This is a genomic window from Saccharothrix australiensis, assembly GCF_003634935.1.
GTDB lineage: Bacteria > Actinomycetota > Actinomycetes > Mycobacteriales > Pseudonocardiaceae > Actinosynnema > Actinosynnema australiense.
In genome coordinates, this window is the sequence record NZ_RBXO01000001.1 from 229,132 (window position 1) to 252,679 (window position 23,548).

Annotated in this window: 23 protein-coding genes; 12 read left to right on the plus strand and 11 right to left on the minus strand. The window is 71.9% G+C overall.

Annotated elements, in window-relative coordinates:
* Positions 1–244: 244 nt before the first annotated feature.
* From C8E97_RS01180 to C8E97_RS01195, 4 genes are all read right to left on the minus strand, one after another.
* Positions 245–676: a peptidase inhibitor family I36 protein gene (locus C8E97_RS01180; protein ID WP_121000820.1), complete on the minus strand. Its 432-nt coding sequence runs from the start codon at positions 674–676 to the stop codon at positions 245–247.
* Between the two features lie 335 nt (positions 677–1,011).
* Entirely contained in the window at positions 1,012–1,455 is a 444-nt protein-coding gene (locus tag C8E97_RS01185) for a peptidase inhibitor family I36 protein (protein WP_170211563.1), read from the minus strand.
* A 379-nt stretch (positions 1,456–1,834) separates the two neighbouring features.
* Positions 1,835–2,926 (minus strand): inositol-3-phosphate synthase, encoded by a 1,092-nt coding sequence (locus C8E97_RS01190; protein ID WP_121000825.1) that lies wholly within the window; start codon positions 2,924–2,926, stop codon positions 1,835–1,837.
* A gap of 42 nt (positions 2,927–2,968) precedes the next feature.
* Positions 2,969–3,511, minus strand: coding sequence for a PadR family transcriptional regulator (locus C8E97_RS01195; protein ID WP_121000828.1), 543 nt, complete (start codon positions 3,509–3,511; stop codon positions 2,969–2,971).
* Positions 3,512–3,677: 166 nt separating this feature from the next.
* On the opposite strand from C8E97_RS01195, the gene C8E97_RS01200 reads away from it, so the two are divergent.
* The 3 genes from C8E97_RS01200 (at position 3,678) to C8E97_RS01210 (ending at position 8,889) form a co-directional block, all read left to right on the plus strand.
* Positions 3,678–4,082, plus strand: coding sequence for a DUF5318 domain-containing protein (locus tag C8E97_RS01200; RefSeq protein WP_170211565.1), 405 nt, complete (start codon positions 3,678–3,680; stop codon positions 4,080–4,082).
* Between the two features lie 91 nt (positions 4,083–4,173).
* Positions 4,174–7,152, plus strand: coding sequence for a transglycosylase domain-containing protein (locus C8E97_RS01205; protein ID WP_281275304.1), 2,979 nt, complete (start codon positions 4,174–4,176; stop codon positions 7,150–7,152).
* Positions 7,153–7,335: 183 nt separating this feature from the next.
* The gene (locus tag C8E97_RS01210; RefSeq protein WP_121000832.1) at positions 7,336–8,889 is read left to right on the plus strand and encodes a glycosyltransferase family 87 protein; all 1,554 of its coding nucleotides are present in this window, start codon (positions 7,336–7,338) and stop codon (positions 8,887–8,889) included.
* 38 nt (positions 8,890–8,927) lie between these two features.
* On the opposite strand, the gene C8E97_RS01215 is transcribed toward C8E97_RS01210, so the two are convergent.
* From C8E97_RS01215 to C8E97_RS01225, 3 genes are read right to left on the minus strand one after another with little or no spacing between them, the layout of a single operon-like run.
* Positions 8,928–9,605 carry a class I SAM-dependent DNA methyltransferase gene (locus C8E97_RS01215; protein WP_246018592.1) on the minus strand — a complete coding sequence of 226 codons (678 nt, stop codon included), beginning with the start codon at positions 9,603–9,605 and terminating at the stop codon, positions 8,928–8,930.
* Positions 9,602–10,999: a glycosyltransferase family 87 protein gene (locus C8E97_RS01220; RefSeq protein WP_246018593.1), complete on the minus strand. Its 1,398-nt coding sequence runs from the start codon at positions 10,997–10,999 to the stop codon at positions 9,602–9,604. The genes C8E97_RS01215 and C8E97_RS01220 overlap by 4 nt, the downstream gene beginning before the upstream one ends.
* Positions 10,996–11,766: a deoxyribonuclease IV gene (locus C8E97_RS01225; RefSeq protein WP_121000834.1), complete on the minus strand. Its 771-nt coding sequence runs from the start codon at positions 11,764–11,766 to the stop codon at positions 10,996–10,998. The genes C8E97_RS01220 and C8E97_RS01225 overlap by 4 nt, the downstream gene beginning before the upstream one ends.
* A 152-nt stretch (positions 11,767–11,918) precedes the next feature.
* On the opposite strand from C8E97_RS01225, the gene C8E97_RS01230 reads away from it, so the two are divergent.
* The 6 genes from C8E97_RS01230 (at position 11,919) to dnaB (ending at position 16,512) form a co-directional block, all read left to right on the plus strand.
* A complete protein-coding gene (locus C8E97_RS01230; protein ID WP_121000836.1) occupies positions 11,919–12,917 on the plus strand; it encodes a hypothetical protein in 999 nt (332 codons plus the stop codon).
* Between the two features lie 233 nt (positions 12,918–13,150).
* Positions 13,151–13,462 (plus strand): 30S ribosomal protein S6, encoded by a 312-nt coding sequence (gene rpsF / locus C8E97_RS01235; protein ID WP_121010531.1) that lies wholly within the window; start codon positions 13,151–13,153, stop codon positions 13,460–13,462.
* Between the two features lie 12 nt (positions 13,463–13,474).
* The gene (locus tag C8E97_RS01240; protein ID WP_121000838.1) at positions 13,475–13,972 is read left to right on the plus strand and encodes a single-stranded DNA-binding protein; all 498 of its coding nucleotides are present in this window, start codon (positions 13,475–13,477) and stop codon (positions 13,970–13,972) included.
* 45 nt (positions 13,973–14,017) lie between these two features.
* On the plus strand, positions 14,018–14,257 hold the full coding sequence (rpsR, locus tag C8E97_RS01245; RefSeq protein ID WP_015105786.1) for a 30S ribosomal protein S18: 240 nt from the start codon (positions 14,018–14,020) through the stop codon (positions 14,255–14,257).
* Between the two features lie 15 nt (positions 14,258–14,272).
* A complete protein-coding gene (gene rplI / locus C8E97_RS01250; RefSeq protein ID WP_121000840.1) occupies positions 14,273–14,728 on the plus strand; it encodes a 50S ribosomal protein L9 in 456 nt (151 codons plus the stop codon).
* A gap of 422 nt (positions 14,729–15,150) precedes the next feature.
* Positions 15,151–16,512, plus strand: coding sequence for a replicative DNA helicase (gene dnaB / locus C8E97_RS01255; protein WP_374202988.1), 1,362 nt, complete (start codon positions 15,151–15,153; stop codon positions 16,510–16,512).
* 175 nt (positions 16,513–16,687) lie between these two features.
* Here the strand turns inward: dnaB and C8E97_RS01260 are convergent, their stop codons facing one another.
* Positions 16,688–17,059, minus strand: a complete 372-nt coding sequence (locus C8E97_RS01260) for a MerR family transcriptional regulator (RefSeq protein ID WP_121000842.1) — start codon at positions 17,057–17,059, stop codon at positions 16,688–16,690.
* A gap of 68 nt (positions 17,060–17,127) precedes the next feature.
* Between C8E97_RS01260 and C8E97_RS01265 the strand changes: the two genes are divergently transcribed.
* Complete coding sequence (locus tag C8E97_RS01265; RefSeq protein ID WP_281275305.1) at positions 17,128–18,357, plus strand: MFS transporter; 1,230 nt, start codon at positions 17,128–17,130, stop codon at positions 18,355–18,357.
* Positions 18,358–18,393: 36 nt separating this feature from the next.
* Here C8E97_RS01265 and C8E97_RS01270 read toward each other — a convergent pair whose 3' ends face one another.
* On the minus strand, positions 18,394–18,960 hold the full coding sequence (locus C8E97_RS01270) for a dihydrofolate reductase family protein (protein ID WP_121000844.1): 567 nt from the start codon (positions 18,958–18,960) through the stop codon (positions 18,394–18,396).
* Positions 18,961–19,279: 319 nt separating this feature from the next.
* On the opposite strand from C8E97_RS01270, the gene C8E97_RS01275 reads away from it, so the two are divergent.
* Complete coding sequence (locus C8E97_RS01275; protein WP_121000846.1) at positions 19,280–20,335, plus strand: LLM class flavin-dependent oxidoreductase; 1,056 nt, start codon at positions 19,280–19,282, stop codon at positions 20,333–20,335.
* Positions 20,336–20,364: 29 nt separating this feature from the next.
* On the opposite strand, the gene C8E97_RS01280 is transcribed toward C8E97_RS01275, so the two are convergent.
* Entirely contained in the window at positions 20,365–21,474 is a 1,110-nt protein-coding gene (locus tag C8E97_RS01280; RefSeq protein ID WP_121000848.1) for an FAD-dependent oxidoreductase, read from the minus strand.
* A 65-nt stretch (positions 21,475–21,539) separates the two neighbouring features.
* On the opposite strand from C8E97_RS01280, the gene C8E97_RS01285 reads away from it, so the two are divergent.
* Positions 21,540–22,220, plus strand: a complete 681-nt coding sequence (locus C8E97_RS01285) for a TetR/AcrR family transcriptional regulator (RefSeq protein ID WP_121000850.1) — start codon at positions 21,540–21,542, stop codon at positions 22,218–22,220.
* A 493-nt stretch (positions 22,221–22,713) separates the two neighbouring features.
* Here the strand turns inward: C8E97_RS01285 and C8E97_RS01290 are convergent, their stop codons facing one another.
* Complete coding sequence (locus tag C8E97_RS01290; RefSeq protein ID WP_121000852.1) at positions 22,714–23,484, minus strand: GbsR/MarR family transcriptional regulator; 771 nt, start codon at positions 23,482–23,484, stop codon at positions 22,714–22,716.
* Between the last annotated feature and the right edge of the window lie 64 nt (positions 23,485–23,548).

Consider the following 23,548-nt stretch of genomic DNA (forward strand, 5'->3'; position numbering starts at 1 on the left):
GGGATGCGGATGCTCCGCAGGGAGCCCACCGGCTGCCCGCCGGCGAAGTCGCTCCACTGGACCCCGCCCCACCAGCGGGGACGCTCCCGATCGCGGCTTTCCACCGGCTGCTCCGACCCGACCACGCCCGGCCCGTCCGGGTGGGATCGCCCACCGATCAAGAAAAGACGGACCCCGCGACCGACCGGGGCCGGGCGCGGGGTCCGGGCAGGGTGAGCGGTGATCGACGCCGGAGCGTCACCGCCTACCGCGGGACGCGGAAGCTCCACACCTGCGAGTCCATCGGCTGCCCGCCGGCGAAGTCGCTCCACTGACCGGGCTGCAACGTGAAGTTGCGGCCGGTGCAGTTGTTGTTGCGGAAGTAGGTGACGGCCTTGCGCGTGTTGTTGTAGACCGAACGAGCCGGCGCGCCCAGCTTGTTGTTGTCCGTGACGTTGTAACAGCCCGGTTGTGACTCGTGGACCTGCCAACCCTTGCCGAGCCCCTTGGGCTTCGTCCACGCGCAGGCGTTGCCCTTGTCGCAGCGGGTGATCACGGGGGACGGCGGAACGGGTTCGGCGGCGGCGACCGGGGCGGCGACGACCGGGGCGGCCTGGGCGTGGGCGACGGGGACGAGCACGGCGGCCAACGCGACCACCGGCACGACCAACGCCAGGCGCAACTTGGTGAGGGCCATCGAAGGGTCCTTTCGAGCTGGGAACCCGGGGCCGACCGACCCCGGCACCCACTGTGTCTACCTCCGACGGAAAACCCCCGCCCGAGCAGCGCGAACCACGATCACGAACACCCTGAGCGGCCGGTGACGGGCGGCGCCACCCACACCGGGCGCGCACCACCTCTGTGAGTGGCTGCACCACCCCACCGGCGGGGGACGTCCCCGATCGCGGCACCCCGCCCGCTGCTCCAACCCGACCACGCCCGGCCCGTCCGGGTGGAATCGCGCACCGATCAAGGAACGACGAACCCCGCGGCCGACCGGGGAGGCCGGGCGCGGGGTTCGGGACCTCCGGGTCACCTGCCGGCGGGGATCAAGAAGCTCCTGATCGACAGGTTCCCGGCGTTCTCGCTGTAGTAGTGGGGGTTCAGGTAGAAGTTGTTCGTCTTCGGGTTGCAGCCCGTGCCTTCGTAGAACCACACGCGCTTGTTGGTCTGGTTGCTCACCGCACGCGCGGGGTTGGGCAACTTGCCCTTGCCGATCACGTTGTAGCAGACGTTCTGGTTGGTGTGGTGATCTTTCTGGTCGTACCTCGCCCCGCCACCGCCGACCTTCTCCCAGACGCAGACGTAGTCGTTGCCACAGACCGGGAACCGGGGGTCACCCGGAAAGGTCGGTTCGGCGTCGACAGCCGGGGCGGACGATGTCGGCGGCTCCGCGGCGTGTGCGGTGGGGGCCAGCGCGGCGGTCAGGAGCATCGCCGGCACCACCAGGGCCGTGCGTAGAGCGGTGGAAGCCATGAGGGAAACCCTTCCGAGCGGAGTAGACGGGCGCCGGAGCCGACCGACCCCGGCACCCACTGTGTCTACCCGCGCCGAAAAACCACCGCCGATCAGCGCGAACACCGATCCCGGCCGCCCTGCGCGGCCGGTGACGAGCGGCGCCACCCACATCGGCGGCCACCACCGCTGTGGGTGGCGCCGACACCGCGCGTGCGGGGGACCGACCGGTCGCGGCACGCCACCGGCTGCTCCGGTCGGCCACGCGCGGCCCGTCCGGGTGGAGCGGTGGACCGATCGGGGAGACGACGAACCCCCGTGCCCGACCGGGAGGCCGGGCACGGGGGTTCGGGTGCGGACGCCGGACGCGGCGGCGAGCCGGCGCGTGCGCGGGGTCAGGTCAGCGTTCGACGTCGCCGCGGATGAACGCCTCGACGGCCTCGTGCGCCGCCGAGTCGGAGTACTGCACCGGCGGGGACTTCATGAAGTACGACGACGCGGACAGGATCGGCCCGCCGACACCCCGGTCCAACGCGATCTTCGCCGCCCGCACCGCGTCGATGATGATCCCCGCCGAGTTCGGCGAGTCCCACACCTCCAACTTGTACTCCAGGTTCAACGGCACGTCACCGAACGCCCGACCCTCCAACCGCACATACGCCCACTTCCGGTCGTCCAACCACGACACGTAGTCCGACGGCCCGATGTGCACATTCCGCCTGCCCATCTCCCGATCGACCTGCGACGTCACCGCCTGCGTCTTGGAGACCTTCTTGGACTCCAGCCGCTCCAACTCCTTCATGTTCAAAAAGTCCATGTTGCCGCCCACGTTCAACTGCATGGTCCGGTCCAACTGCACACCCCGGTCCTCGAACAGCCTGGCCAGCACCCGATGCGTGATCGTCGCACCCACCTGCGACTTGATGTCGTCACCCACGATCGGCACACCCGCCTCCTCGAACCGGCGCGCCCACTCCGGATCCGAGGCGATGAACACCGGCAACGCGTTGACGAACGCCACCCGCGCCTCGATCGCGGCCCGCGCGTAGAACCGGTCCGCCTCCTCCGACCCCACCGGCAGATACGACACCAGCACGTCGACCTCCGCGTCACGCAACGCGGCCACCACGTCCACCGGCGCCTCGTCGGACTCCTCGATCGTCTCCCGGTAGAACCGCCCCAGACCGTCCAACGTCGGCCCCCGCTGCACCGTCACACCCAACGGCGGCACATCGGCGATCTTGATCGTGTTGTTCTCACTGGCCCCGATCGCCTCGGACAGATCCGTGCCGACCTTCTTGGCATCCACGTCGAACGCGGCCACGAACTCCACGTCCCGCACGTGGTAGCCACCGAACTCGACGTGCATCAACCCGGGCACCCGGGTACCCGGATCGGCATCGCGGTAGTAGTGGACACCCTGCACCAGCGACGCCGCGCAGTTGCCAACCCCGACAATGGCCACTCGAACCGTGCGGCGGTTGTCGCCCATGCCGAGTCCTCCTTCTTGTTCACTCCGTCAGTGCCCAGTGGGCTATTCGTCCCGCTCGCGCTGTTCGGCCTGTTCGTGCGCGATCAGCTCGTTGAGCCACCGCACCTCGCGCTCGGTGCTCTCCAACCCCATGCGGTGCAGCTCACGCGTGTAGCGGTCGATCCGCTCGCTCGCGCCCGATAACGCCGTCCGCAGCCCTTCCCGCCGCTCCTCGACCCGCCTGCGCCTGCCTTCGAGGATCCGCATCCTGATCTCCGCGGGCGTGCGGGAGAAGAACGCCAGGTGGACGCCGAACGAGTCGTCGTCCCAGGTCTGGGGGCCCGCGTTGGCCAGCAGGTCGGCGAACCTCTCCTTACCCTCGGCGGTGAGCTGGTACACCTTGCGCGCGCGACGGCCCCAGGACCGGACGTCCTCGGGCGCCTCCTCGACGATCCACCCCTCGCGCTGCAACCGGCGCAGCGTGGGGTACAGCGTCCCGTAGGAGAACGCGCGGAACGCGCCCAGCAGCTCGTGCAAGCGTTTGCGCAGCTCGTAGCCGTGCATTGGAGCCTCGTGCAGCAGCCCGAGGATCGCGAACTCCAGCACCCGGCACCTCCCCGCGCGCACACGCCGATGGGTGTGGCCAGTATATCGGTGCGATACATCCGTCCACGACTTGAGAAGGCCGGTGTCGGCGCAGGTCACACCGTGATCACGACCACTGGCCCGAACGGCCCAACGAAGGGGTTGGGCCGCCACGTACTCTGGTCCCGTGCTGACCCAACGGCAGGTGGTGGACTACGCCTTGCAGCGCCGCGCGCTGCTGGCGGAGGTCTACGCGGGCCGGGTGGGCACGATGGAGGTCTGCGACGCGAGCCCGTACCTGCTGCGAGCCGCGAAGTTCCACGGTCGACCGAGCGACGTGACCTGCCCGGTGTGCCGCAAGGAACCGCTGACCCACGTGTCCTGGGTCTACGGCGACGAACTCAAGCACGCGGCCGGCTCCGCGCGCACCGTCGACGAGCTGACGCGCATGGCGACCCTCTTCGAGGAGTTCACCGTGTACGTGGTGGAAGTCTGCCGCACATGTAGTTGGAACCACCTGGTGCAGTCATACGTCCTGGGAACGCGTGGTGTGGGCTCGCGCAAGCCACGGAGGAGGACCGCGGCGGAGTGAACCGTCTCCGACCTCGGGCGTCGTCCACCCGGACGACGGCGTACGACCACCGAACCGCGTGCGACGGCACGCTGGTCTGGGAGGCCATTTCGTGAACGACCAGCATGACGACAGGCACCGTGGCGCGGAGCCGCAGTGGCCGACCGGGGAGGACCCGGACGGTGGCGCGCACCCGCCGCGGCACGGTGCCGGGGATCAGCCGGAGCGTCCGAACACCTCTCCAGGAGGTTTCGCACGCCCGGAAGGCCCGCCACGGCACGGCACGCCCCCCGGCGGGTTCTCCCGGCCGGGCGCGGGCGGACCGCCTCCGGGCGGCAGGCCGCCGGGCACCCCTCCGGGCGGCATCCCGCAGGGCCCCGGCACCCCGCCCGGCGGTCTGCCGCAGGGCGGCCCGCCGCACGGCACCCCGCCCGGCGGCATCCCGCAGGGTGGCCGCCGTCACGCGCCCGAGCCGGGCGGGCGGCCCGGCGGCCCGCCCGCGGACGGCAGGCGCGGCGGCCCCGGCGTGCCCGGCCCCGGCGTGCCCGGTGGTCCCGGCGCCCGTCCCGGCCCGCACGGCCCCGGCGCACCCGGCCCCGGTACACCCGGCCACGGTGTGCCCGGCGCGGCCAACGCCGACCCCAACGCCACGCGGCAGGTGCCCCGGCCCGCCACCCCTCCCGGCGGCCTGCGCAGGCCGCCCGGCCCGAACGGCCCCGTGCCCCCCGGACGCCCGCCCGCGGGCGGCCCCGGCGGCGCGCGCAGGCCCGGCGAGGAGCCGACCGACCTGCTGCCCCCGGTGCACCAGACGGTGGCGCGCGAACCCGAACTCCTGACCCACCGCGAGGACGAGCTCCCGGTCGAGCCCGTCTACGACGACGACTACGCGGACGAGCCCAGCGAGCAGGAGGTCAAGGCCCTGCGCCGGAAGAAGGTCTGGCGGCGGGTGCGGCGCATCTCCTACGTCGGCATGTTCCTGATGATCCTCGCGCCGGTCGTCGCGTTCGCCATCGCCTACCAGGTCGTGGACGTGCCGAACCCGGAGAAGGTGGCGTTCGACCAGGCGAAGGCCGTCACCATCCTGTACTCCGACGAGTCGGTGATGACCAAGATCGCCCCGGTGGGCGCGAACCGCACCCTCGTCAAGTACGACGACCTGCCCGAGCAGGTGAAGCGGGCGGTGTTCGCGGCCGAGGACCCGACGTTCGAGACCAACCCCGGCTTCGACTTCCGCGCCATCGGGCGCGCCGTCTGGTACCAGCTGACCAACCGCGACAGCGGTGGCTCCGGCCTCACGCAGCAGTACGTCAAGCAGGCGACCGAGGACGACTCCACCACGCTGAGCCGGAAGTTCAACGAGGTCGTCAAGGCGTACAAGATGTCGGAGCAGCAGGACAAGCGCGACATCCTCACCGCCTACCTCAACACGATCTACTTCGGGCGCTCCGCCTACGGCATCAAGGAAGCCGCGAAGGTCTACTTCAACAAGGACAACCTGCACGACCTCACGCAGTCCGAGGCCGCGCTGATCGCCGGCATGATCCAGAGCCCCAGCCGGTCGGAGGAAGCCGCCTACCGCGACGAGCGCTGGAACTACGTCATGGACCAGCTGCTCAAGCACAAGTGGATCGACCAGTCCTACCGCGACGCCGAGAAGCTGCCGCCGCCCCGGCCGCTGGCGGAGACCGTGGAGAACGGCCTGGACGGGCCGCGCCTGCTCATCCGGTTGCAGATCGAGGCCGAGCTGGCGAAGAACAAGTGGGACTCCGAGAAGATCCAGCGGGCCGGCGCGATCGTCCACACCACCATCGACCCGCGGATGCAGACCGCCGCCGAGGAGGCGGTCAACGAGGTGATGGAGGGCCAGCCCGACGTGCTGCGGACCTCCATGTCGGCCATCGAGCCGGGCACCGGCGCGGTCCGGGCCTACTGGGGCGGTGACGGCAACGGCATCGACTACCAGCTCGGCACGCTCCAGGAGCCCGGCTCGTCGTTCAAGCCGTTCGACTTCGTCGCCGCGCTCCAGAAGGGCGAGGGCGCGGGCAAGCTCTACGACGGCAGCTCGCCCCGGACGTTCCCCGGCCGCGGCGAGAACAACCCCGTGCGCAACTCGCCCGGCGTCAAGTGCGACAACCCGAAGCACTGCAGCGTCCGCGAGGCGATGGTCAAGTCGGTCAACACCGTGTTCTTCGACATGGCGATCCAGCTCGGCACCGGCAAGGTCGCGGAGGCCGCCTTCCAGGCGGGCATCCCGCGGCAGATCCAGATGGACGGCAAGACGCGACCGCTGCTGGTCTCCGAGAGCGGCGGCCAGCCGGACGGCAACATCTCCATCGGCGGTGGCCAGACGCTCGTGCGACCGTTCGACATGACCTCGACGTACGCGACGTTCGCGGCGCGCGGCGTGTACCACGAGCCGTACTTCGTCTCGAAGATCACCGACGCCGCGGGCGAGCCGCTGTACACGCACACGGACGTCACCCGCTCGGCGTTCGACCCGGACCCGAAGAAGAGCCAGGACATCGCCGACAACGTCACCGACGTGCTGAAGGCGATCCCCTCCGGGAAGATCGCGTGCGCCGAGAAGCGCGAGTGCGCGGGCAAGACCGGCACGCACGAGCTCGCCAACAGCACCAAGAACGCCAAGGCGTGGATGGTGGGCTACACGCCGACCCTCGCCGCCGGCGTGTGGGTGGGCACCGACGCGGGCAACATCGCGCTGGTCGACAAGGACGGCGACGACATCTACGGCAGCGGCGTCCCCGGCAAGATCTGGAAGACGTTCATGGACAAGGCGATGGCCGGCGCGCCGATGGACAAGTTCCCCAAGCCGAACCCGATCGGCCAGCTGGAAGCGCCGAAGATCACCACCACGGTGCCGACCACCACGGTGCCGAAGGACGAGGACGAAGAGGACGACAAGGACAACCGGACGACGACCACGACGCCGACCAGGCCGACGCGGGACGAGACGACGGCCCCGACGACCCCGACGACCAAGCCGTGCGTGGGCCTGCGGTGCCAGACCACGACGGTGCCGACGGACCCGCCGGACCCGAACCCGATCAACGGCAACCCGCCGACGAGATAGCGCCGGCACCGGTCGGAGGACGGCGAGGCACGCGATTCCCGCGTGCCTCGCCGTTTTTCGCGCCCGGGGGCGGACCACCGAGGTCGCGGCGTCGAGGTCGCGGCGAGCGGCACTTCGGGCCGCGGTGATCGGGAAGGCGCTCCTTCACCGCGATCGTCGACCGCTGCCCGTAGCATCCGGCACGTGGTGAGTCCTTCGCAGCACGTGCCGGTGCACGCCGACGACACCGATTCGCTCGGCGCCGACGAGCGCGTCCGCCCGACGTGGACCGAGCCGTTGGCGCGAGCGGCGGCCAAGCCGCTCGGCGGACCGGTGGGCAGGCACGCCGCGGTCGGCAGGCAGTGGTTCTGGACGCCGCTGCGGGTCGTGCTGCTGCTGGCCGTGGTGACGCTGTCGTTCGCGTACCTCCAGAAGTCGCCGTGCATCCAGCAGTACGTGGACGCCAACGGCACCGTGCAGCTCGACTGGCGGGGCAGCAAGCAGTTCACCGCACTGTGCTATTCGGACACCGTGCCGCTGTACACGGCGGAACGGCTCGACAAGCCGGACACCTTCCCCTACAAGACGTCCTGGGTGGACGACGAGGGCAAGCCGACCGAGCACGTCCGGTACATGGAGTACCCGGTGCTGACCGGGATGTTCCAATGGCTCAACGCGCGGATGGCGCAGGGCTGGACGCGGATCGCGGAGACCGGCTGGCTGCCGAACCCGATGACCGTGATCGTCTACTTCGACATCACCGCGCTGTGGCTGGCGCTGGCGTGGCTGGTGACGACGTGGGCGGTGGTGGGGCTGGCGCGGCGGCGGCCGTGGGACGCGGCGCTGGTCGCGGTGTCACCGCTGGTGGTGGTGCACGCCTTCACCAACTTCGACACGCTGGCGACGGCGTTCGCGACCGCCGGCCTGCTGGCGTGGGCGCGGAAGAAGCCCTTGGTGGCGGGCGTCCTGCTGGGCCTCGGCGGTGCGGCCAAGCTGTACCCGCTGTTCCTGCTCGGCCCCCTGCTGCTGCTGTGCTGGCGCGCGGACCGGATGAAGGCGGGGCTGACGACGCTGAGCGCGACGCTGGCGACGTGGGCGGTGGTGAACGCGCCCATCGCCTACCTGTACCCGGACGGGTGGCGCGAGTTCTTCCGGCTCAACACCGAGCGCGGGGTCGACCCCGACTCGCTGTACAACGTGGTCGCGCAGTGGACCGACTGGCGCGGCTTCGACCCCGGCCTCCTGCCGGGGCAGGCGCCCGAGGTGCTGAACACGGTGAGCGCGGTGCTGTTCCTCCTGTGCTGCGCGGCGATCGGGTACGTGGCGCTGTCCGCGCCGACCCGCCCCCGGTTGCCGCAGCTCGGTTTCCTGGTGGTGGCGGCGTTCCTGCTGACGAACAAGGTGTGGAGCCCGCAGTACTCGCTGTGGCTGGTGCCGCTGGCCGTGCTGGCGCTGCCGCGCTGGAAGCCGCTGCTGGCGTGGATGGCGGTGGACGCGCTGGTCTGGGTGCCCCGGATGTACTTCTACCTGGGCGTGGAGAACAAGGGCCTGCCGATCGACTGGTTCCTGGGCGCGGTGCTGGTGCGGGACGTCGCGGTGATCGCGCTGTGCGTGCTCGTCGTGCGCGAGGTCTACCGGCCGTCGCTGGACCTGGTGCGGCGGACGGGCGACGACGACCCGTGCGGCGGTTTCCTGGACGAGGCCCCGGACAAGCGGGTGCTCCGCGTGCCGCGCCGCGCCGCGCCGCGGCACGCCTGACGCACCCCGGCCCGTCCCCCGGCGCGCCGGGGGACCGGTCAGGGCTTGCGCACGAGCAGGTACGCCTGCGGCGTCTTCTCGTTCGGCGGTTCCGGCGCGCGCACCAGCGTGGAGTGCGGCTCGAAGCCGGCGTCGACGAGCTGCTCGGCGACCCGCTCCGGCCGCAGCCGGTAGGCGCTCAGGGTGATCTCGTGGCCGTACCCCTCGGTGAAGTCGCGGCGCTCGTCGCCGACCTGGAACGCCACCAGCAGGTGCCCGCCCGGCCGCAGGACGCGGTGGAACCCCGCGAACACGCCGGGGTGCAGGTGCGGCGGGACGTGGATCACCGAGTACCACGCCACGACACCGCCCAGGCCGCCGTCCGGGTGGTCGAGGTCGGTCATCGAGCCCACCTCGAACCGCAGGTCCGGGTACCGGGTCCGGGCCACGGCGACCATTCCGGGCGACAGGTCGACACCGGACACGTCCAGGCCGAGGCCGGCCAGGTGGGTGGTGACGCGGCCGGGCCCGCAGCCGACGTCCAGGACCGGCCCCGACGCCGATTCGGCGAACGCGCCCAGCACCGCCCGGTCCACCACGCCGCGCGCGAGCTGGTCGCGCAGCAGCGCCTCGTAGTCGACCGCCACCGCGTCGTACGCGGCGCGGGTCGTGTCCAGGAAGGCGGGGTCGGCCCCGGCGGGCCCGGTCGAGGACACCGCCGGTGGGAGTTCGGTCACGCGTCGATCACCCCCGCGGTCGGGGACCGCGCCGGCGGCCGGTCGCGGAAGGACACCTGCGACCTCAGGAACAGGAAGAACAACACCGCGAGCAGCGCGGCCCGGCCCCACACGCCGATCACCACGGCCTGCGCGGAGAAGCCGTCGTAGATGCCGGACGGCTGGCCGAACTGGATCGCGTAGTACCAGCGGAAGATGCCGATGCCCATCGCGAGGTCCGCCGCGAAGTACGCGAACACCCAGCCCAGCGGGACGCGCAGCAGCACGAACATGGGCACCAGCCACAGCGTGTACTGCGGCGAGTGCACCTTGTGCAGCAGCAGGAACCCGCACAGCATGGCCGCCGACACCGACACCCACGGGTACACGCCCTCGCGCCGGTACCGCCGCCAGCCGATCCAGCACGCGAGCGCGAACGACAGCAGGATGCCCACCGGCGACAGGACGTTCACCAGGGCCTGCATCGTGTCGTCCGGCATGAACGGCCGCATCGACCAGAACCAGACGGAGTTCGTGGTGATGTCCACCCGGCGCAGCTGCTGGAAGGTGAACGACGCCTGCCAGCCCTCGAACCCGACCACCGCGAACGGCAGGTTCACCAGGGCGACGGTCGCCACCGACGCGAGGGCGACCTTCACCGCGCCCTCCCAGTCGCGGGCGCGGCCCTCGGCCGGGCCCTCGCGCCCACCGGTCAGCACGTACAGGCACAGCGGCAGCACGAAGGCCGCCGGGTAGAGCTTGAACGCGAACCCGAGGCCCAGCAGCACGCCCGCCACGACGGCCCGGTCGACCAGCGGTCTCGGCGTCCGACCCCAGCCCCGGTGCACCACGTACACGGCGGCCACCGAGCAGAACGCCACCGGCAGGTCCCAGTTGTGGTACGCGTAGAGCACCATCGGCGGCCCGATCGCCCACAGCAGCGCCCGCCACCCGCTCAGCTTCCCCAGCAGCCACGCCGCGGCCAGCCCGAACGGCGCCATCAGCAGCGCCGAGAACAGCAGGAAGCCCGCGTCGTCGTGCGCCGGGATCGCGCCCGCCCAGATCAGCAGGCCCGTCAGCACCGGGTACTCGACCGTGCCGCCGGTCAGCACGCCCTTGTCGGTGATGCCGCCGTCGACGTAGGGGAACACGTGCCGGTCGATGTCCCGGCCGATCCACAGGTGCTGGATGTCCGAGTAGCAGACGTCCGCCTTGTTGCGCTGCTCGTAGTGGGGCTGGCTGCGACCCCACTGGTCGAACGCCGGCCCCGTGCAGCGGTCCTTGTTCGCGAACCCGAGCAGCAGGGTGAGCCCGCACAGCAGGACCAGGGCGGCGAGGGCGGCGCGGCCGAACCGGTGGGACCGCCGCTCGGAGCGGTGTCCGGGCACGGTCGCGCCCACCCGCGTCGCGCTCACCGGGCCAGGTGCTCGCGGAGGAACGCGATGTCCTCCGCCTGCCCTTCCTCCGGGGTCTCGACCAGTGCCGGCGCGCCCGCCGCGGCGACCACCGCGACCAGCTGCGCCGGGTCGATCGTGCCCGACGCGAGGTTGGCGTGCCGGTCGCGGCCGGAGCCGAACTCGTCGCGCGAGCTGTTCAGGTGCACGAGGTCGATGCGGCCGGTGATCGCCTTGACCCGGTCCACGATGCCGACCAGGTCCTCGCCGGACGCGAACGCGTGGCAGGTGTCCAGGCAGAACCCGGCGTCGAACTCGCCGACCGCGTCCCACAGGCGGCCCAGCATGTCGAACGTGCGGGCCATCGCGTTCTCGCCGCCCGCGGTGTTCTCGATCAGGATCGGGACCGCGAACCCGCCGTCCGCGGCCTGGCGCTCGAACATCTTGCGCCAGTTCGCGATGCCGTCGGCCGGGTCCTCGCCCTTGGCGACGTGGCCGCCGTGCACGATCAGGCCCTTCGCGCCCACCTTGGCCGCGGCCTCGGCGTGCTGGAGGACCATCTTGCGGGACGGGATGCGGATGCGGTTGTTGAGCGACGCCACGTTCGCCAGGTACGGGGCGTGGATGAAGACGTCGAGGTCGGAGGCCACCAGCTCGTCGGTCCGCGGGTGCGGCTTGGGCGCCTTCCAGCCCTGCGGGTCGGCCAGGAAGAACTGGACGACCTCGGCCCCGCGAGCGACCGCGGCGCCCAGCGGGTCGTCGTCCCGGACGTGGGCTCCGATGCGCATGGCTGAAGCGTAGTCGGGTGCACCGACAAGCCGGCCGGCACCGCCGACGCGAAATTTTGTCGCTTCCGGCATGACGCACGTCACCACGAGGCCCTAGGCTCGTTACTTGCAAGTAGGGACGGTGCGGAGCCGAGTACAGGGGAGGCCCAGCCATGCGGACCCGAGTCACCCGGCTGTTCGGCGCGACCGCCGTGGTGTGCGCGGTCGCCGGTGCCGGCGCGGGCACCGCGTCCGCCACCGAGCCCGTGGTGGTCGGCGAGTGCGCCACCACCGTCCAGGGCGCTCCCGGCGCACCGGTGTCGCTGAGCCCCACCGCGGTCGTGCAGCCGGTGGTCGACCTGGTCCGCGCCGTACCGCTGCTCGGGCCGCCGCTCGCGGAGCCGTTCAAGGCGGCGTTCACCGCGCTGCCGCCCATCCCGATCGGCGCGGTGCCCACCGGCTCGGGCGTCATCACCGGCGGCGAGATCGCGGACAGGGTCGTGGCGGAGTTGGACAAGCTCCCGCTGCTCGGCCCGGTGATCACCACGCTGACCACCAGCGTGCGGACCACCCTGACGAAGCTCTGCGGCGTGACGGTGACCGGCGTGAACGCCGCCGCCGCGCCCGTGCAGGACGGCTCCAAGGCGGTCGCCGACGCGTCCGGGCAGGTCACCGGTCGGCTGCCGGGCCTGCCGGAGGGCAAGCCCACGCCCAACCCCGGCACGCCGCCGACGGGCCGGCCCGGCACCGGGCAGCCCGGCGGCACGCCCGGCCTCGGGCAGCCCGGCGACGCCCGGCCGGGCTCCACCCCGGTCGGCGGCGTCGGCGCGCTGGACCTGCCGCTGTACGGGGCGGACCCGTTCGGCGGGAACTTCGGCCGCGTGCCGCTGGTCGGCTACGGCTCGCTGCCGTTCGCCGTGCCCGGCCGGTTCGCCCCGTCGCCCGGCGTGCGCTACGGCGGCACCGTGCCCGGCTACCGGCCCGGCCACGGCCTGCCGGGCGCGGACGCCGACGGCGTGCAGACCGCGGGCCGCGCCCAGGCCCTGCCCGGCACGGGCCGGGGTGGCGGCGGCGTGGCGGCGCCGGTGCTGCTGGCCGTGCTCCTGCTGTCGTGCGTGACGGGCGCGCTGGTCCGCACGTGGGTCCTGCGCCGCGCGGTCCGGACCGGCTGACCCCGCCCCACCTCCAGCGGCGACCCGGCCCCTCGCGGTCGCCACCGTGCGCGGACGCCCACCGGTCGCGGGCCCTCCCGCGACCCGGCCCACCCCGCCCCGGCCGCCCGCCGGCCGCCCTGGCGCGGGGTCCACCCGGCGGTTTTGCTAACCTCTCCGGGTTGCTGACGCAACGACCCCTCCTGCCACGGAGAGTCCGTGGCCGCCGAGTCCACAGGAGGTGAGTGGTCTTCATGCGTCATTACGAAGTCATGGTCATCCTGGACCCCAGTCTCGACGAGCGCACCATCGCGCCCTCGCTCGACACGTTCCTCAACGTCATCCGCACCACGGGCGGCAACGTCGAGAAGGTCGAGGTGTGGGGCAAGCGCCGGCTGAGCTTCGAGATCAGCAAGAACACCGAGGGCATCTACGCGGTGCTCGACCTGATCGCGACGCCGGACGCGGTGAAGGAACTGGACCGCCAGCTCGGTCTACAGGAGACGGTGCTCCGGACCAAGGTCCTGCGCCGCGAGCCCGCCAAGGCCGCACCCGCCAAGGCTTAGGAGCACTCCGACATGGCCGGCGAGACGACGATCACGGTGGTCGGCAACCTGACCGCCGACCCCGAACTGCGCTTCACCCAGTCCGGTGCCGCGGTGGCGAGCTTCACCGTCGCCTCCACGCCCCGGACCTTCGACCGCCAGAGCGGCGAGTGGAAGGACGGCGAGGCGCTGTTCCTGCGGTGCAACGTGTGGCGGCAGGTCGCGGAGAACGTGGCCGAGTCGCTCACCCGCGGTTCGCGGGTGATCGTGAGCGGGCGGCTGCGCCAGCGTTCCTTCGAGACGAAGGAAGGCGAGAAGCGCACCGTCATCGAGCTGGAGGTCGACGAGATCGGCCCCTCGCTGCGGTACGCGACCGCGAAGGTCAACAAGGTGAGCCGGGGAGACGGCGGCGGCGGCTTCGGCGGCGGCGGCCAGACCCGCGGCGGTGGCGGCGCGCCGGCCGACGACCCGTGGGGCTCCGCGCCCCCGGCCGGTTCGGGCGGCGGCTTCTCCGACGAGCCCCCCTTCTAGACCCGCACCCATCAACTTCACCGCGTTATCCCAGGAGTGACCCACATGGCCAAGCCGCCTGTGCGCAAGCCCAAGAAGAAGGTCTGCGCGTTCTGCAAGGACCGCAACGCGCACGCGATCGACTACAAGGACACCACCCTGCTCCGGAAGTACATCTCGGACCGGGGCAAGATCCGCGCCCGCCGGGTGACCGGCAACTGCTCGCAGCACCAGCGCGACGTCGCCGTCGCGGTCAAGAACGCCCGCGAGATGGCGCTGCTGCCCTACACCTCGACCGCTCGCTGAGAAAGGGGAGACACCGTGAAGCTCATCCTCACCGCTGACGTCAGCGGCCTCGGTGGCCCCGGCGACATCGTCGAGGTCAAGGACGGCTACGGCCGGAACTACCTGCTGCCCCGCGGCCTGGCGATCCTCGCCACCAAGGGCGCGGCCAAGCAGGTCGAGGTCATCCGCCGTGCGCAGGAGACCCGCCGGGTCCGCGACCTGGACCACGCCAAGGAGATCAAGGCCAGCCTGGAGGGCCTGGGCTCCGTGACCCTCAAGGCGAAGGCCGCCGTCGGCTCGAAGAAGCTGTTCGGCTCGGTCACCTCGTCCGACGTCGTGTCCGCCGTGCGCAACGCCGGTGGCCCGACGCTGGACAAGCGCGCCGTGGAGATCGGCGGCCACATCAAGACCCTGGGCAAGCACACCGTGTCGGTGCGCCTGCACCCGGAGGTCACGGTGTCGCTGGCCGTCGAGGTCGCCGCCGCCGGCTGATCGCACCCGCGATTCGTCACCGAGAGCGCCGTTCCGCCGGATACTCCGGTCGGGCGGCGCTCTCGTGCGTCCGCCTGTGGACAACCCGTGTGACAGGTCCACCGCGACACGCCGTGCGGCCGGTTACACGCGACACGCCGAGGGTGTGACGAAGGACTTTTCCACAAAGTTATCCACAGGGTGCTACCTGCGAAAACTTCTGTCACGGCCCGAGTTGTACCCAGGTTGTCCACAGCTTTCCACGGCACTGTGGCCAATCCGCGGGAACCATCCCCAACCTGTCCACCGGTCTGTCCCCAGGGGCGGTTGCCTGCGCCATCCGGGTGCCTCTAGCGTCCGCGAGGTCACGGGGTGTGGCTCGCGGGAATTGTCGTACCCGCGGGGTAGAACTGGGGACTCGGACTGATTGGGGTGAGTGCGCGGTGGCGCTGGTGGACGACCGGGGCATGGCCGAGCCCGGTTTCGAACGGCAGCCGCCACAGGACCTGGCCGCGGAGCAGTCCGTGCTGGGCGGGATGCTGCTGAGCAAGGACGCCATCGCCGACGTCGTCGAGGTGCTCGCGCCCAACGACTTCTACCGGCCCGCGCACCAGGCGGTGTACGACTGCATCCTCGACCTCTACGGGCGGGGCGAGCCCGCCGACCCGATCACGGTGTCGGCGGAGCTGGAGCGCCGGGGCGAGCTGCTGCGCGTGGGCGGCGCGCCGTACCTGCACACGCTGATCGCGACCGTGCCGACCGCCGCGAACGCCTCCTACTACGCCGAGATCGTGGCGGAGAAGGCCGTGCTGCGGCGGCTGGTGGAGGCGGGCACCCGGATCGTCCAGCTCGGGTACAACGGCGCGGAGGGCGCCGACGTGGACGAGGTCGTCGACCGCGCGCAGGCCGCCATCTACGAGGTCACCGAGCGCCGCACGACCGAGGACTACGTGGTGCTGGAGGAGCTGCTCCAGCCGACGATGGACGAGATCGACGCCATCGCCTCGCGCGGCGGCTCGTCGCTGGGCATCCCCACGGGCTTCGCCGACCTGGACGAGCTGACCAACGGCCTCCACCCCGGCCAGATGATCATCGTGGCGGCCCGCCCCGGTGTCGGCAAGTCCACCCTGGGCCTCGACTTCGCCCGGTCGTGCTCGGTGAAGCACGGCCTGACCAGCGCGATCTTCTCGCTGGAGATGAGCCGCACCGAGATCGTCATGCGGATGCTGTCCGCCGAGGCCCGCATCCGGCTCGGCGACATGCGCGGTGGCCGGATGAGCGACGACGACTGGACCAGGCTGGCCAGGCGGATGAGCGAGATCAGCGAGGCGCCGCTGTTCGTCGACGACTCGCCGAACCTGACCATGATGGAGATCAGGGCCAAGGCCAGGCGCCTCAAGCAGCGCCACGACCTGCGCCTGGTGGTGGTCGACTACCTCCAGCTGATGTCGTCGGGCAAGCGCAGCGAGTCGCGCCAGCAGGAGGTCTCGGAGTTCTCCCGGAACCTGAAGCTCATCGCGAAGGAGCTGGAGGTGCCGGTCATCGCGATCAGCCAGCTGAACCGCGGCCCGGAGCAGCGGACCGACAAGCGGCCCCAGCTGTCGGACCTGCGCGAGTCCGGTTCGCTGGAGCAGGACGCCGACATGGTGATCCTGATCAACCGCCCGGACGCGTGGGAGCGCGACGACCCGCGGGCGGGCGAGGCGGACCTGATCATCGCGAAGCACCGCGCCGGCCCGACCGCGACCATCACGGTGGCCCACCAGCTGCACTACAGCCGGTTCGCCGACCTCGCCCAGGGCTGAGCACCGCCTGCGCAGGGTCTCGAACCCGACTTCATCTTGAGCTGCTCGGCCTATGGGAACGGTGATGGCGAGTACGCCAGATCCGGAATCGTTTCGCGTTTTGGGAGTGTTCGGTCGTGGGTGCGGAGAAGCTGACCGAGTGGCCGGCAATGGGCTCCAGCAGGCCCGACATCGGTTAGGAGGCTCGGATATTTCGGCGCACGGCGTCGAGGTAGTCGGTGATGGCCTGGTGGTTCTTGGTGAGGCATTCGATTTTTTCGGCCATGCGGTCGCGTTCACGTTCGAGCGTCGCGACCATGTCCGGCGTGACGTAGGGCATGTGGATCGTGCGGGGGGTGTTCAGGCAGGGCAGGATCTGCTTGATGATCCGTGTGGGCAGCCCTACATCGAGCAGACCTCGTACCTGGAGAACCCGGTCGACGACGTACTCCTCGTAGTCCCGGTATCCGTTGGGCAGTCGAGCTGACTCGATCAGCCCCTGCTCCTCGTAGTAGCGCAGCAACCTCATCGGGGTCCGGGTGCGCGTCGACAGCTCACCGATCCGCATGTCCCTCTCCTCGCCCTCTGTGGCCGGCGTTCTGTGACTTGGCGGACACCGAGTGGACCTTCACACTGATGTCACCCATCGATGATAAGGCCATGTCACGACCAGGTACTCTGCCACTTCACTCGACAACGAACGCCCGGCTCCCGCTGGCGGGTCTGCTGGCCTTGGCCACCACCGGGTTCATCACGCTCCTGACCGAGACGATGCCCGCCGGGGTGCTTCCCGAGATGAGCCGAGACCTGGGGGTGAGCGAGACTGCTGCCGGGCAGAGCGTCACCGCCTTCGCGATCGGGGCGATCCTCGCCGCGATCCCGCTCACCGCGGCGACGACCGGCTGGCCGCGCCGACACCTGCTGCTGGTGGCCATCGCAGGATTCGCGATCGCCAACACCGTCACCGCGCTCTCCGAGAGCCTCGCGCTCACGCTGGCCGCCCGGTTCCTCGGCGGCATCGTCGGCGGGCTGCTCTGGGCGCTGTTGGCCGGGTACACGCGACGGATGGTTCCCCCACATCAGCGCGGCAAGGCGATGGCGATCGCGATGGCGGGCGGAACCGTTGCCCTGTCCGTCGGAGTTCCTGCTGCCGCGCTCCTGGCCAAGCTCGTCGAGTGGCGGTACGCGTTCGGGATCATGACCGCCCTCACGCTCGCGTTGATCGTGTGGGTCGTCGCGGCGGTGCCGAACTTCCCCGGACAACCCAAGGGCTCACGGCTCCCGCTCGCCCGCACCTTCCGAATTCCCGGCGTAGCGCCCGTGCTCCTCGTGACCCTCACGTTCGTGCTCGCCCACAACACCCTCTACACCTACATCGCCCCGTTCCTCACGCCGCTCGGCATGGCAGGTCAAGTCGACGCCGTGCTGCTCACCTTCGGCCTGGTGTCGCTGGTGAGCATCTGGATCGCCGGAGCGCTCATCCACCGGCACCTGCGCCTCCTCATGATCCTCGCGTGTGTGCTCTTCGCGACGTTTGCGGTTCTGCTCGGCTTCTTCTCCAGCGCGCCTGCGCTCGTCTACGCCGGCGCAGCGCTCTGGGGGCTCGCGTTCGGCGGCACTTCCACCCTGCTGCAGACCGCGGTCGCCGAAGCAGCGGGCGACGCCGGCGATGTCGCCCAAGCACTCCTCACCACCGGGTGGAACGTCGGGATCGCCGGTGGTGGCGTCATCGGAGGTCTCGTCCTCGGCGGATTGGACGCATCCTGGCTGAGTTGGGTCGCGCTCGCACTGCTCGTCCCTGCACTCGCCACTGTGCTCACGGCACGCGAACACGGGTTCACCAAGGGGGAACTCGGCAGCCGCTGAACCACCGCTTCCCGCGGCCCAAGAACTGACGAGCGCTCAGCGCCTCGTCTCGTACCTGGTCAGGACCACGCCGCCGGGGAACGTCCGCGTCTCCACCAGGTTCAGGTTCACCCAGCTGTCCAGCGCGGTGGAGAACGGCGTGCCGCCGCCCACCAGGACCGGGTAGGTGGCCAGCTGGTACTCGTCGACCAGCCCGGCCCGCACGGCCGCCCCGGCGAGCGTCGCGCCGCCGATGCCCATCGGTGCGCCGTCCTCGGCCTTGAGCCGGGTGATCTCGGCGACCGCGTCGCCGGTGACCAGGCGGGTGTTCCAGTCGACCTCGTCGATCGTCGAGGAGAACACCACCTTCGGCGTCTCCCGCCAGTTCCGCGCGAACTCGACCTCCGCCGGGGTGGCGTCGGGCCGCTGGTCGCCGGTCGGCCAGTAGGAGCTCATCGTCTCCCACAGCTTGCGCCCGTACAGCAACAGGCCGACCGCGCGCTCCCGGTCGAGCCACCACTGGAACAGCTCGTCGCTCGGCGGCCCGCCCCAGCCGATGTCGTCGCCGGCCGCGGCGATGTAGCCGTCCAGGGTGACGTTCATGCCGAAGATCAGTTTCCGCATGGCGCCACCCTCCCGCAAGTCGGTCCCACCTGTACAGACGGGGGCGGCGCGGGAACTCACCGGTGCGCGGGCGCGGAGGGGCGGGGTGGTCCCGCCTGCTGGTCCGGGCTTGCGGCGGAGATGAGGTTCATCGCGTTCCCGAGCCTCCCGTTCGAGCGCGTCGCCGACGCGTACCGGGTGCTCGACAGCGGACACCTCCACGGCAAGCTCGTCCTCACCCCCTGATCCCCGGTGCGTTCGGCCCGGTGCGTTCGGCCCCGGTCGTCCGGCGCACAGGTCTATCCTCGCCATCGACGACGATCACGCCGGGGAGGTCCCCATGCGCGCAGGCGTCGTGGCCACCGCGCGACCGGGCGTGGAGGACCTCGCCGTGCGGGCCGAGGAGCTGGGCCTGCACAGCTTCTGGCTCAACGACACCCCGATGGTCCACGGCGACCCCTTCATCGCCTTGGCCCTGTGCGCGAAGGCCACCCGTCGCATCAAGCTCGGCATCGGCGTGACCTCACCGGCGCTGCGCTCGGCCCCGGCCGCCGCGAGCGGGTTCGCGGGCCTCAACGCCCTGGCGCCGGGCCGAATCGTCTGCGGGGTCGGCACCGGGAACACCGCCCGGCGCACCCTGGGCATGCCGCCGACCACGACGGCCGCGCTGGAGGAGTTCACCGCCGCGTTGCAGGACCTGTGCGCCGGGCGCTCGACCGGGTACCGCGAGGGCGACCGGGTCCGCGACATCCGGTTCCTGCACACCGGGGCGCACGTGAACACCACCGACCCGATCGAGTTCGTCGTGGCCGCGCTCGGGCCGAAGGCCGCCGCCGTCGCCGGCCGCCTCGGCACCGGCCTCGTCTCCTTCGGCCTGCCGGACCCCGCCGCCTGGCGCGCGCTGCACGACGCCCGCCGCCACGCCGCCCGGGGGACGCACCGCCATCCCGTGGATTCCTACCTGGTCACCGCGCTCCACGTGCTCGACGAGGACGAGGACCCCCACGGCGACGCGGCCCGCGACGCGACCGGCCACCTCGTCCTGTCGCTGCTGGCCTTCGCCGCCGACACGGCCGCCGACACGCCCTCCTTCGCCGAGCGGCTCGGCCCCGGTGAGCGCGAAGCGGTGCGGCGACTGCTCGACCGGCGCGGCACCACCGCCACCGCGCCGGACCGGCACACCAAGCTCTACCCCGGCTACCTCGGGCGCATCGCACCGGAGGACCGCGACCTGGTCCTGCCCTCGCTGATGACCAGGCTGGCCCTGGTCGGCACCCGCGACGACCTGCGCAGCCGCATCACCGCCCTGGCCAGGGCCGGCGTCGACGAACTCCTCGTCCAGCCGGTGGTCGACCCGCCCACCGAGATGGCCCGCCTCGCCGAACTCCTCGCCTGAGGGCCCCCGCCGGCCGGGCGCCCGGTCGCTCAGCCGGGCTGGAAGAACGCGAGCATCTTCCGCGCGGCGTCCGGTGACATCAACAGTTCGTGCACGTCCGCGGACATCCGGGCGGCGGCAGCGGTGCGCTCGAACATCTCGCGCTCGTACTCCGCGACGGCGGTGGGGTGGTCGTCCGGGTGCGCGGCCAGCGCGAGGCCCAGCGAGGCGCCGTCGAGCAGCGCCATGTTGGCGCCCTCGCCCACCGGCGGCATCAGGTGCGCGGCATCGCCCAGCAGCGTGACGCCCGGTGTCGACGGCCAGGTCAGGCCGATCGGGAGCGCGGTGATCGGCCGAGGCACGACCACGTCGTCGCAGGCCGCGATCAGCGCGGTGAACCGCGGGTCCCAGCCGGCGAGCAGGTCGACCAGCCGCGCCTTGGCGGCGGCCGGGTCGTCGAACGGGATGCCGCTGGTGGCGATCCAGTCCTCGGCGGTGCGGTGGAAGCCGAGGCCGATGCGGACGCGGCCGTCGCCGTTGCGCTGCGCCGCCAGGGACAGGCCGTCGCCGAGCACCCAGTAGTTGCCGCGCCCGACCATCGCCGCGAGGTCGGGGCGGGTGCGGTCGATGTCGGGGATGCCGAGCTCGACGACGTGCCGGCCGATGTGCGCCGGTCGGGCGTCGGTGAGCAGCGCGCGGACGCGGGAGCCCGCGCCGTCGGCACCGACGAGCAGGTCGTGCGTCGCGCTGCCGCCGTCGGCGAAGCGCAGCACGCCGCCGTCGGCGGACGCGAAGGCGCGGCCCCAGCGCACCGTGCCCTCGGGGAGCGAGTCCAGCAGCAGGTCGCGCAGGTCGGCGCGGTCGACCTCGGGGCGCAGCAGCGGGGCGTCCTCGGGTGTGTCCTCCTGCCACAGCAGGGTGCCGTCCGGCTCCAGGAGCCGCATGTCCTGGCCCTCGGCGCGGGCGATCGCGTGGAACCCGTCGACCAGGCCGGCCTCGCGCAACGCCCGCTGACCGGAGTGGATGTCCAGCATCCCGCCCTGACCGCGCGCGTGGCGCGACGACTCGCGCTCGTACACGACGGCCTCGATGCCGTGCACGTGCAGCACCCTGGCGAGGGTCAGGCCGCCCAACCCCGCGCCGACGATGGCGATGGTCATGGCCCACTCCTTCGATACAGTGTATTTGTCGATACAGCGTATCGTACGCGTGTATCGTCGGCGGCATGTTGGTGTGGGAGCGGCCGGAGCCGCCGGAACGGCCGGCACCCGCCCCGCTGAGCCGGGAGCGGATCGTCCGGGCGGCGATCCGGCTGGCCGACGCGGACGGGCTGGACGCGGTGTCGCTGCGCAAGGTCGCCGCGGTGCTGGGCGTCGGCCCGATGCGGCTGTACGGCTACATCGCCACCAAGGAGGAGCTGCTCGACCTGATGGTCGACGCGGTCCACGTCGAGATCCGGCCGACCGGGGACGGGTGGCGGGAGGTGCTGCGCTCCCTCGCCGAGGCCACCCGGCAGGCCGCCCACCGGCACGAGTGGCTGGCCGACCTGCTCGGCGGGCGACCCCGGCTCGGGCCCGCCACGCTGGCCGCCGGCGAAGCCGTGGTGGCCGGGCTGGGCGGGGTCGACCTGGCCACCGTCGTGCCTGCGGTCGCCGCGGTCAACGCGTACGTGGTCGGCGCGGTGCGGCGGGAGATCACCGAGCGGCGCGCCGAGCGTGCCTCCGGGCTGGACCAGGCGCAGTGGCAGGCCGCCTTCGGGCCCTACCTGGAGCGGACCTTCGCGACGGGCCGGTTCCCCGCGCTGGCCTCGGTCGTCCGCGACGGCCCCCACCTGGACGCCGACCAGACCTTCCGGGCCGGTCTCGACTTCCTGCTCGACGGCATCGAGGCGCGGATACGGGGCTGACGCACGAGCACCGCGGGGAGCGGCGGACGACGACCGGTGCGCGGGCGACCGGGCCCGTCAGCCCGCGCTCTCAGGACGGCACGGCGAAAACGTCGTACCTCTGTGATCCAATGAAAATCGGGGAACCCCCAGGCGGGGACCTCTGCGCGAGCGTTGGTGCGGAGACCTCTGCGCCGGCGGCTGCGGCGGACGGCGGGCCGGGGTCGCGTGGTCGGTGACCCGCCGGTCCCCGCCGGGCAGGCCACGCAGCGCGCGCGTGCCTGGCGGACAGCGGACCGGGGCAGTTCCTCGCCGCCGCCGGACGCCGACTCGGCCGATCACGGGGCCGCGGGCGGGGTGCGGGCTCGGCCGATCACCGGGTCGCCGGCGCGCGCGGGCTCGACCGGTCGTGAACCGCCGCCGGACGCGGGCTCAGTCGATCGCGGGCCGCCGCCGGCGCGGCTCGGCCGATCGCGGGCCGCCGGCGGGCGCGGGGGCGCTGCCGGGCCGGAAGTCACCGCGCTCGGCCGGGCGCGGGGTCCTCGTCGATCTCGGCGTCGTCGGCCTCGGCGGTCGGGTGGGTGGCGTGGACCCGGCGCCAGTGCTTGGCCGAGCGCACCAGGTCGTCGCTGACGTGGTGGAGGAACTGGCCCATGTTCTCCAGCCGCGCGCCGGCGGGTGTGGCGACGCCGAGCCGCCGGGCGCCGTCCCGGCACTCCGCGGCGATCCGGGCGTCGATGCGCGCGCTCGCCATGATGGCCTGGAACCACACGTCGTCGTCGATGGCGTAGCGCTCCGCGCGGTGGTGCGGGTCGCGCTCGCGCTTGATGATCTCCATCCCCTCCAGGTAGCCGACGGCCTTGGAGACGGAGGCGGGGCTGACCCGCAGGCGTCGCACGAGGTCGGCCGACGTGAGGCTGCCGCTGTCGGTGGTGAGCAGCGCGGCGAGCACCCTGGCCGGCATCCGCGCGAACCCGGACTGGACGAACAGCTCCGCGTTCCGCGCGGCCACCCCGTCGACGAGCCGCGGGTCGCGCCCGCCCAGGTCGGCTCGCCGCGGTGCCGGGGTCGGCGGCGTGGTCCCGCGCCGGGGCGCGCGCCGGGTGCCCTCCCGGTGCGCCCGGTCGGCCTGGTAGCCGCCCGGCCCGCCGTGGCGCATCACCTCGCGGGTGACGGTCGAGGTCGGCCGCCCGATGCGGCGGGCGATCGCGGCGTAGGTCAGGCCGTCGCGCAGTCCCGTGGCGATCTGCCGCCGGTCCTGGTGGGTGAGCCTCTCTCCAGGCATCCGCGCCCCTTGCCGCTCGACGTCAGGAACCACTTCTCACGGCAAGATCATTGCATTACCGGAC

What these genes read in the sequence shown, in the direction of transcription:
- C8E97_RS01180 (WP_121000820.1), bottom strand. Translation starts at nt 676, where the DNA reads ATGGCCCTCACCAAGTTGCGCCTGGCGTTGGTCGTGCCGGTGGTCGCG.
- C8E97_RS01185 (WP_170211563.1), bottom strand. Translation starts at nt 1,455, where the DNA reads ATGGCTTCCACCGCTCTACGCACGGCCCTGGTGGTGCCGGCGATGCTC.
- C8E97_RS01190 (WP_121000825.1), bottom strand. Translation starts at nt 2,926, where the DNA reads ATGGGCGACAACCGCCGCACGGTTCGAGTGGCCATTGTCGGGGTTGGC.
- C8E97_RS01225 (WP_121000834.1), bottom strand. Translation starts at nt 11,766, where the DNA reads ATGCGCATCGGAGCCCACGTCCGGGACGACGACCCGCTGGGCGCCGCG.
- C8E97_RS01230 (WP_121000836.1), top strand. Translation starts at nt 11,919, where the DNA reads ATGCGGACCCGAGTCACCCGGCTGTTCGGCGCGACCGCCGTGGTGTGC.
- rpsF (WP_121010531.1), top strand. Translation starts at nt 13,151, where the DNA reads ATGCGTCATTACGAAGTCATGGTCATCCTGGACCCCAGTCTCGACGAG.
- C8E97_RS01240 (WP_121000838.1), top strand. Translation starts at nt 13,475, where the DNA reads ATGGCCGGCGAGACGACGATCACGGTGGTCGGCAACCTGACCGCCGAC.
- rpsR (WP_015105786.1), top strand. Translation starts at nt 14,018, where the DNA reads ATGGCCAAGCCGCCTGTGCGCAAGCCCAAGAAGAAGGTCTGCGCGTTC.
- C8E97_RS01260 (WP_121000842.1), bottom strand. Translation starts at nt 17,059, where the DNA reads ATGCGGATCGGTGAGCTGTCGACGCGCACCCGGACCCCGATGAGGTTG.
- C8E97_RS01265 (WP_281275305.1), top strand. Translation starts at nt 17,128, where the DNA reads ATGTCACCCATCGATGATAAGGCCATGTCACGACCAGGTACTCTGCCA.
- C8E97_RS01270 (WP_121000844.1), bottom strand. Translation starts at nt 18,960, where the DNA reads ATGCGGAAACTGATCTTCGGCATGAACGTCACCCTGGACGGCTACATC.
- C8E97_RS01275 (WP_121000846.1), top strand. Translation starts at nt 19,280, where the DNA reads ATGCGCGCAGGCGTCGTGGCCACCGCGCGACCGGGCGTGGAGGACCTC.
- C8E97_RS01280 (WP_121000848.1), bottom strand. Translation starts at nt 21,474, where the DNA reads ATGACCATCGCCATCGTCGGCGCGGGGTTGGGCGGCCTGACCCTCGCC.
- C8E97_RS01285 (WP_121000850.1), top strand. Translation starts at nt 21,540, where the DNA reads ATGTTGGTGTGGGAGCGGCCGGAGCCGCCGGAACGGCCGGCACCCGCC.
- C8E97_RS01290 (WP_121000852.1), bottom strand. Translation starts at nt 23,484, where the DNA reads ATGCCTGGAGAGAGGCTCACCCACCAGGACCGGCGGCAGATCGCCACG.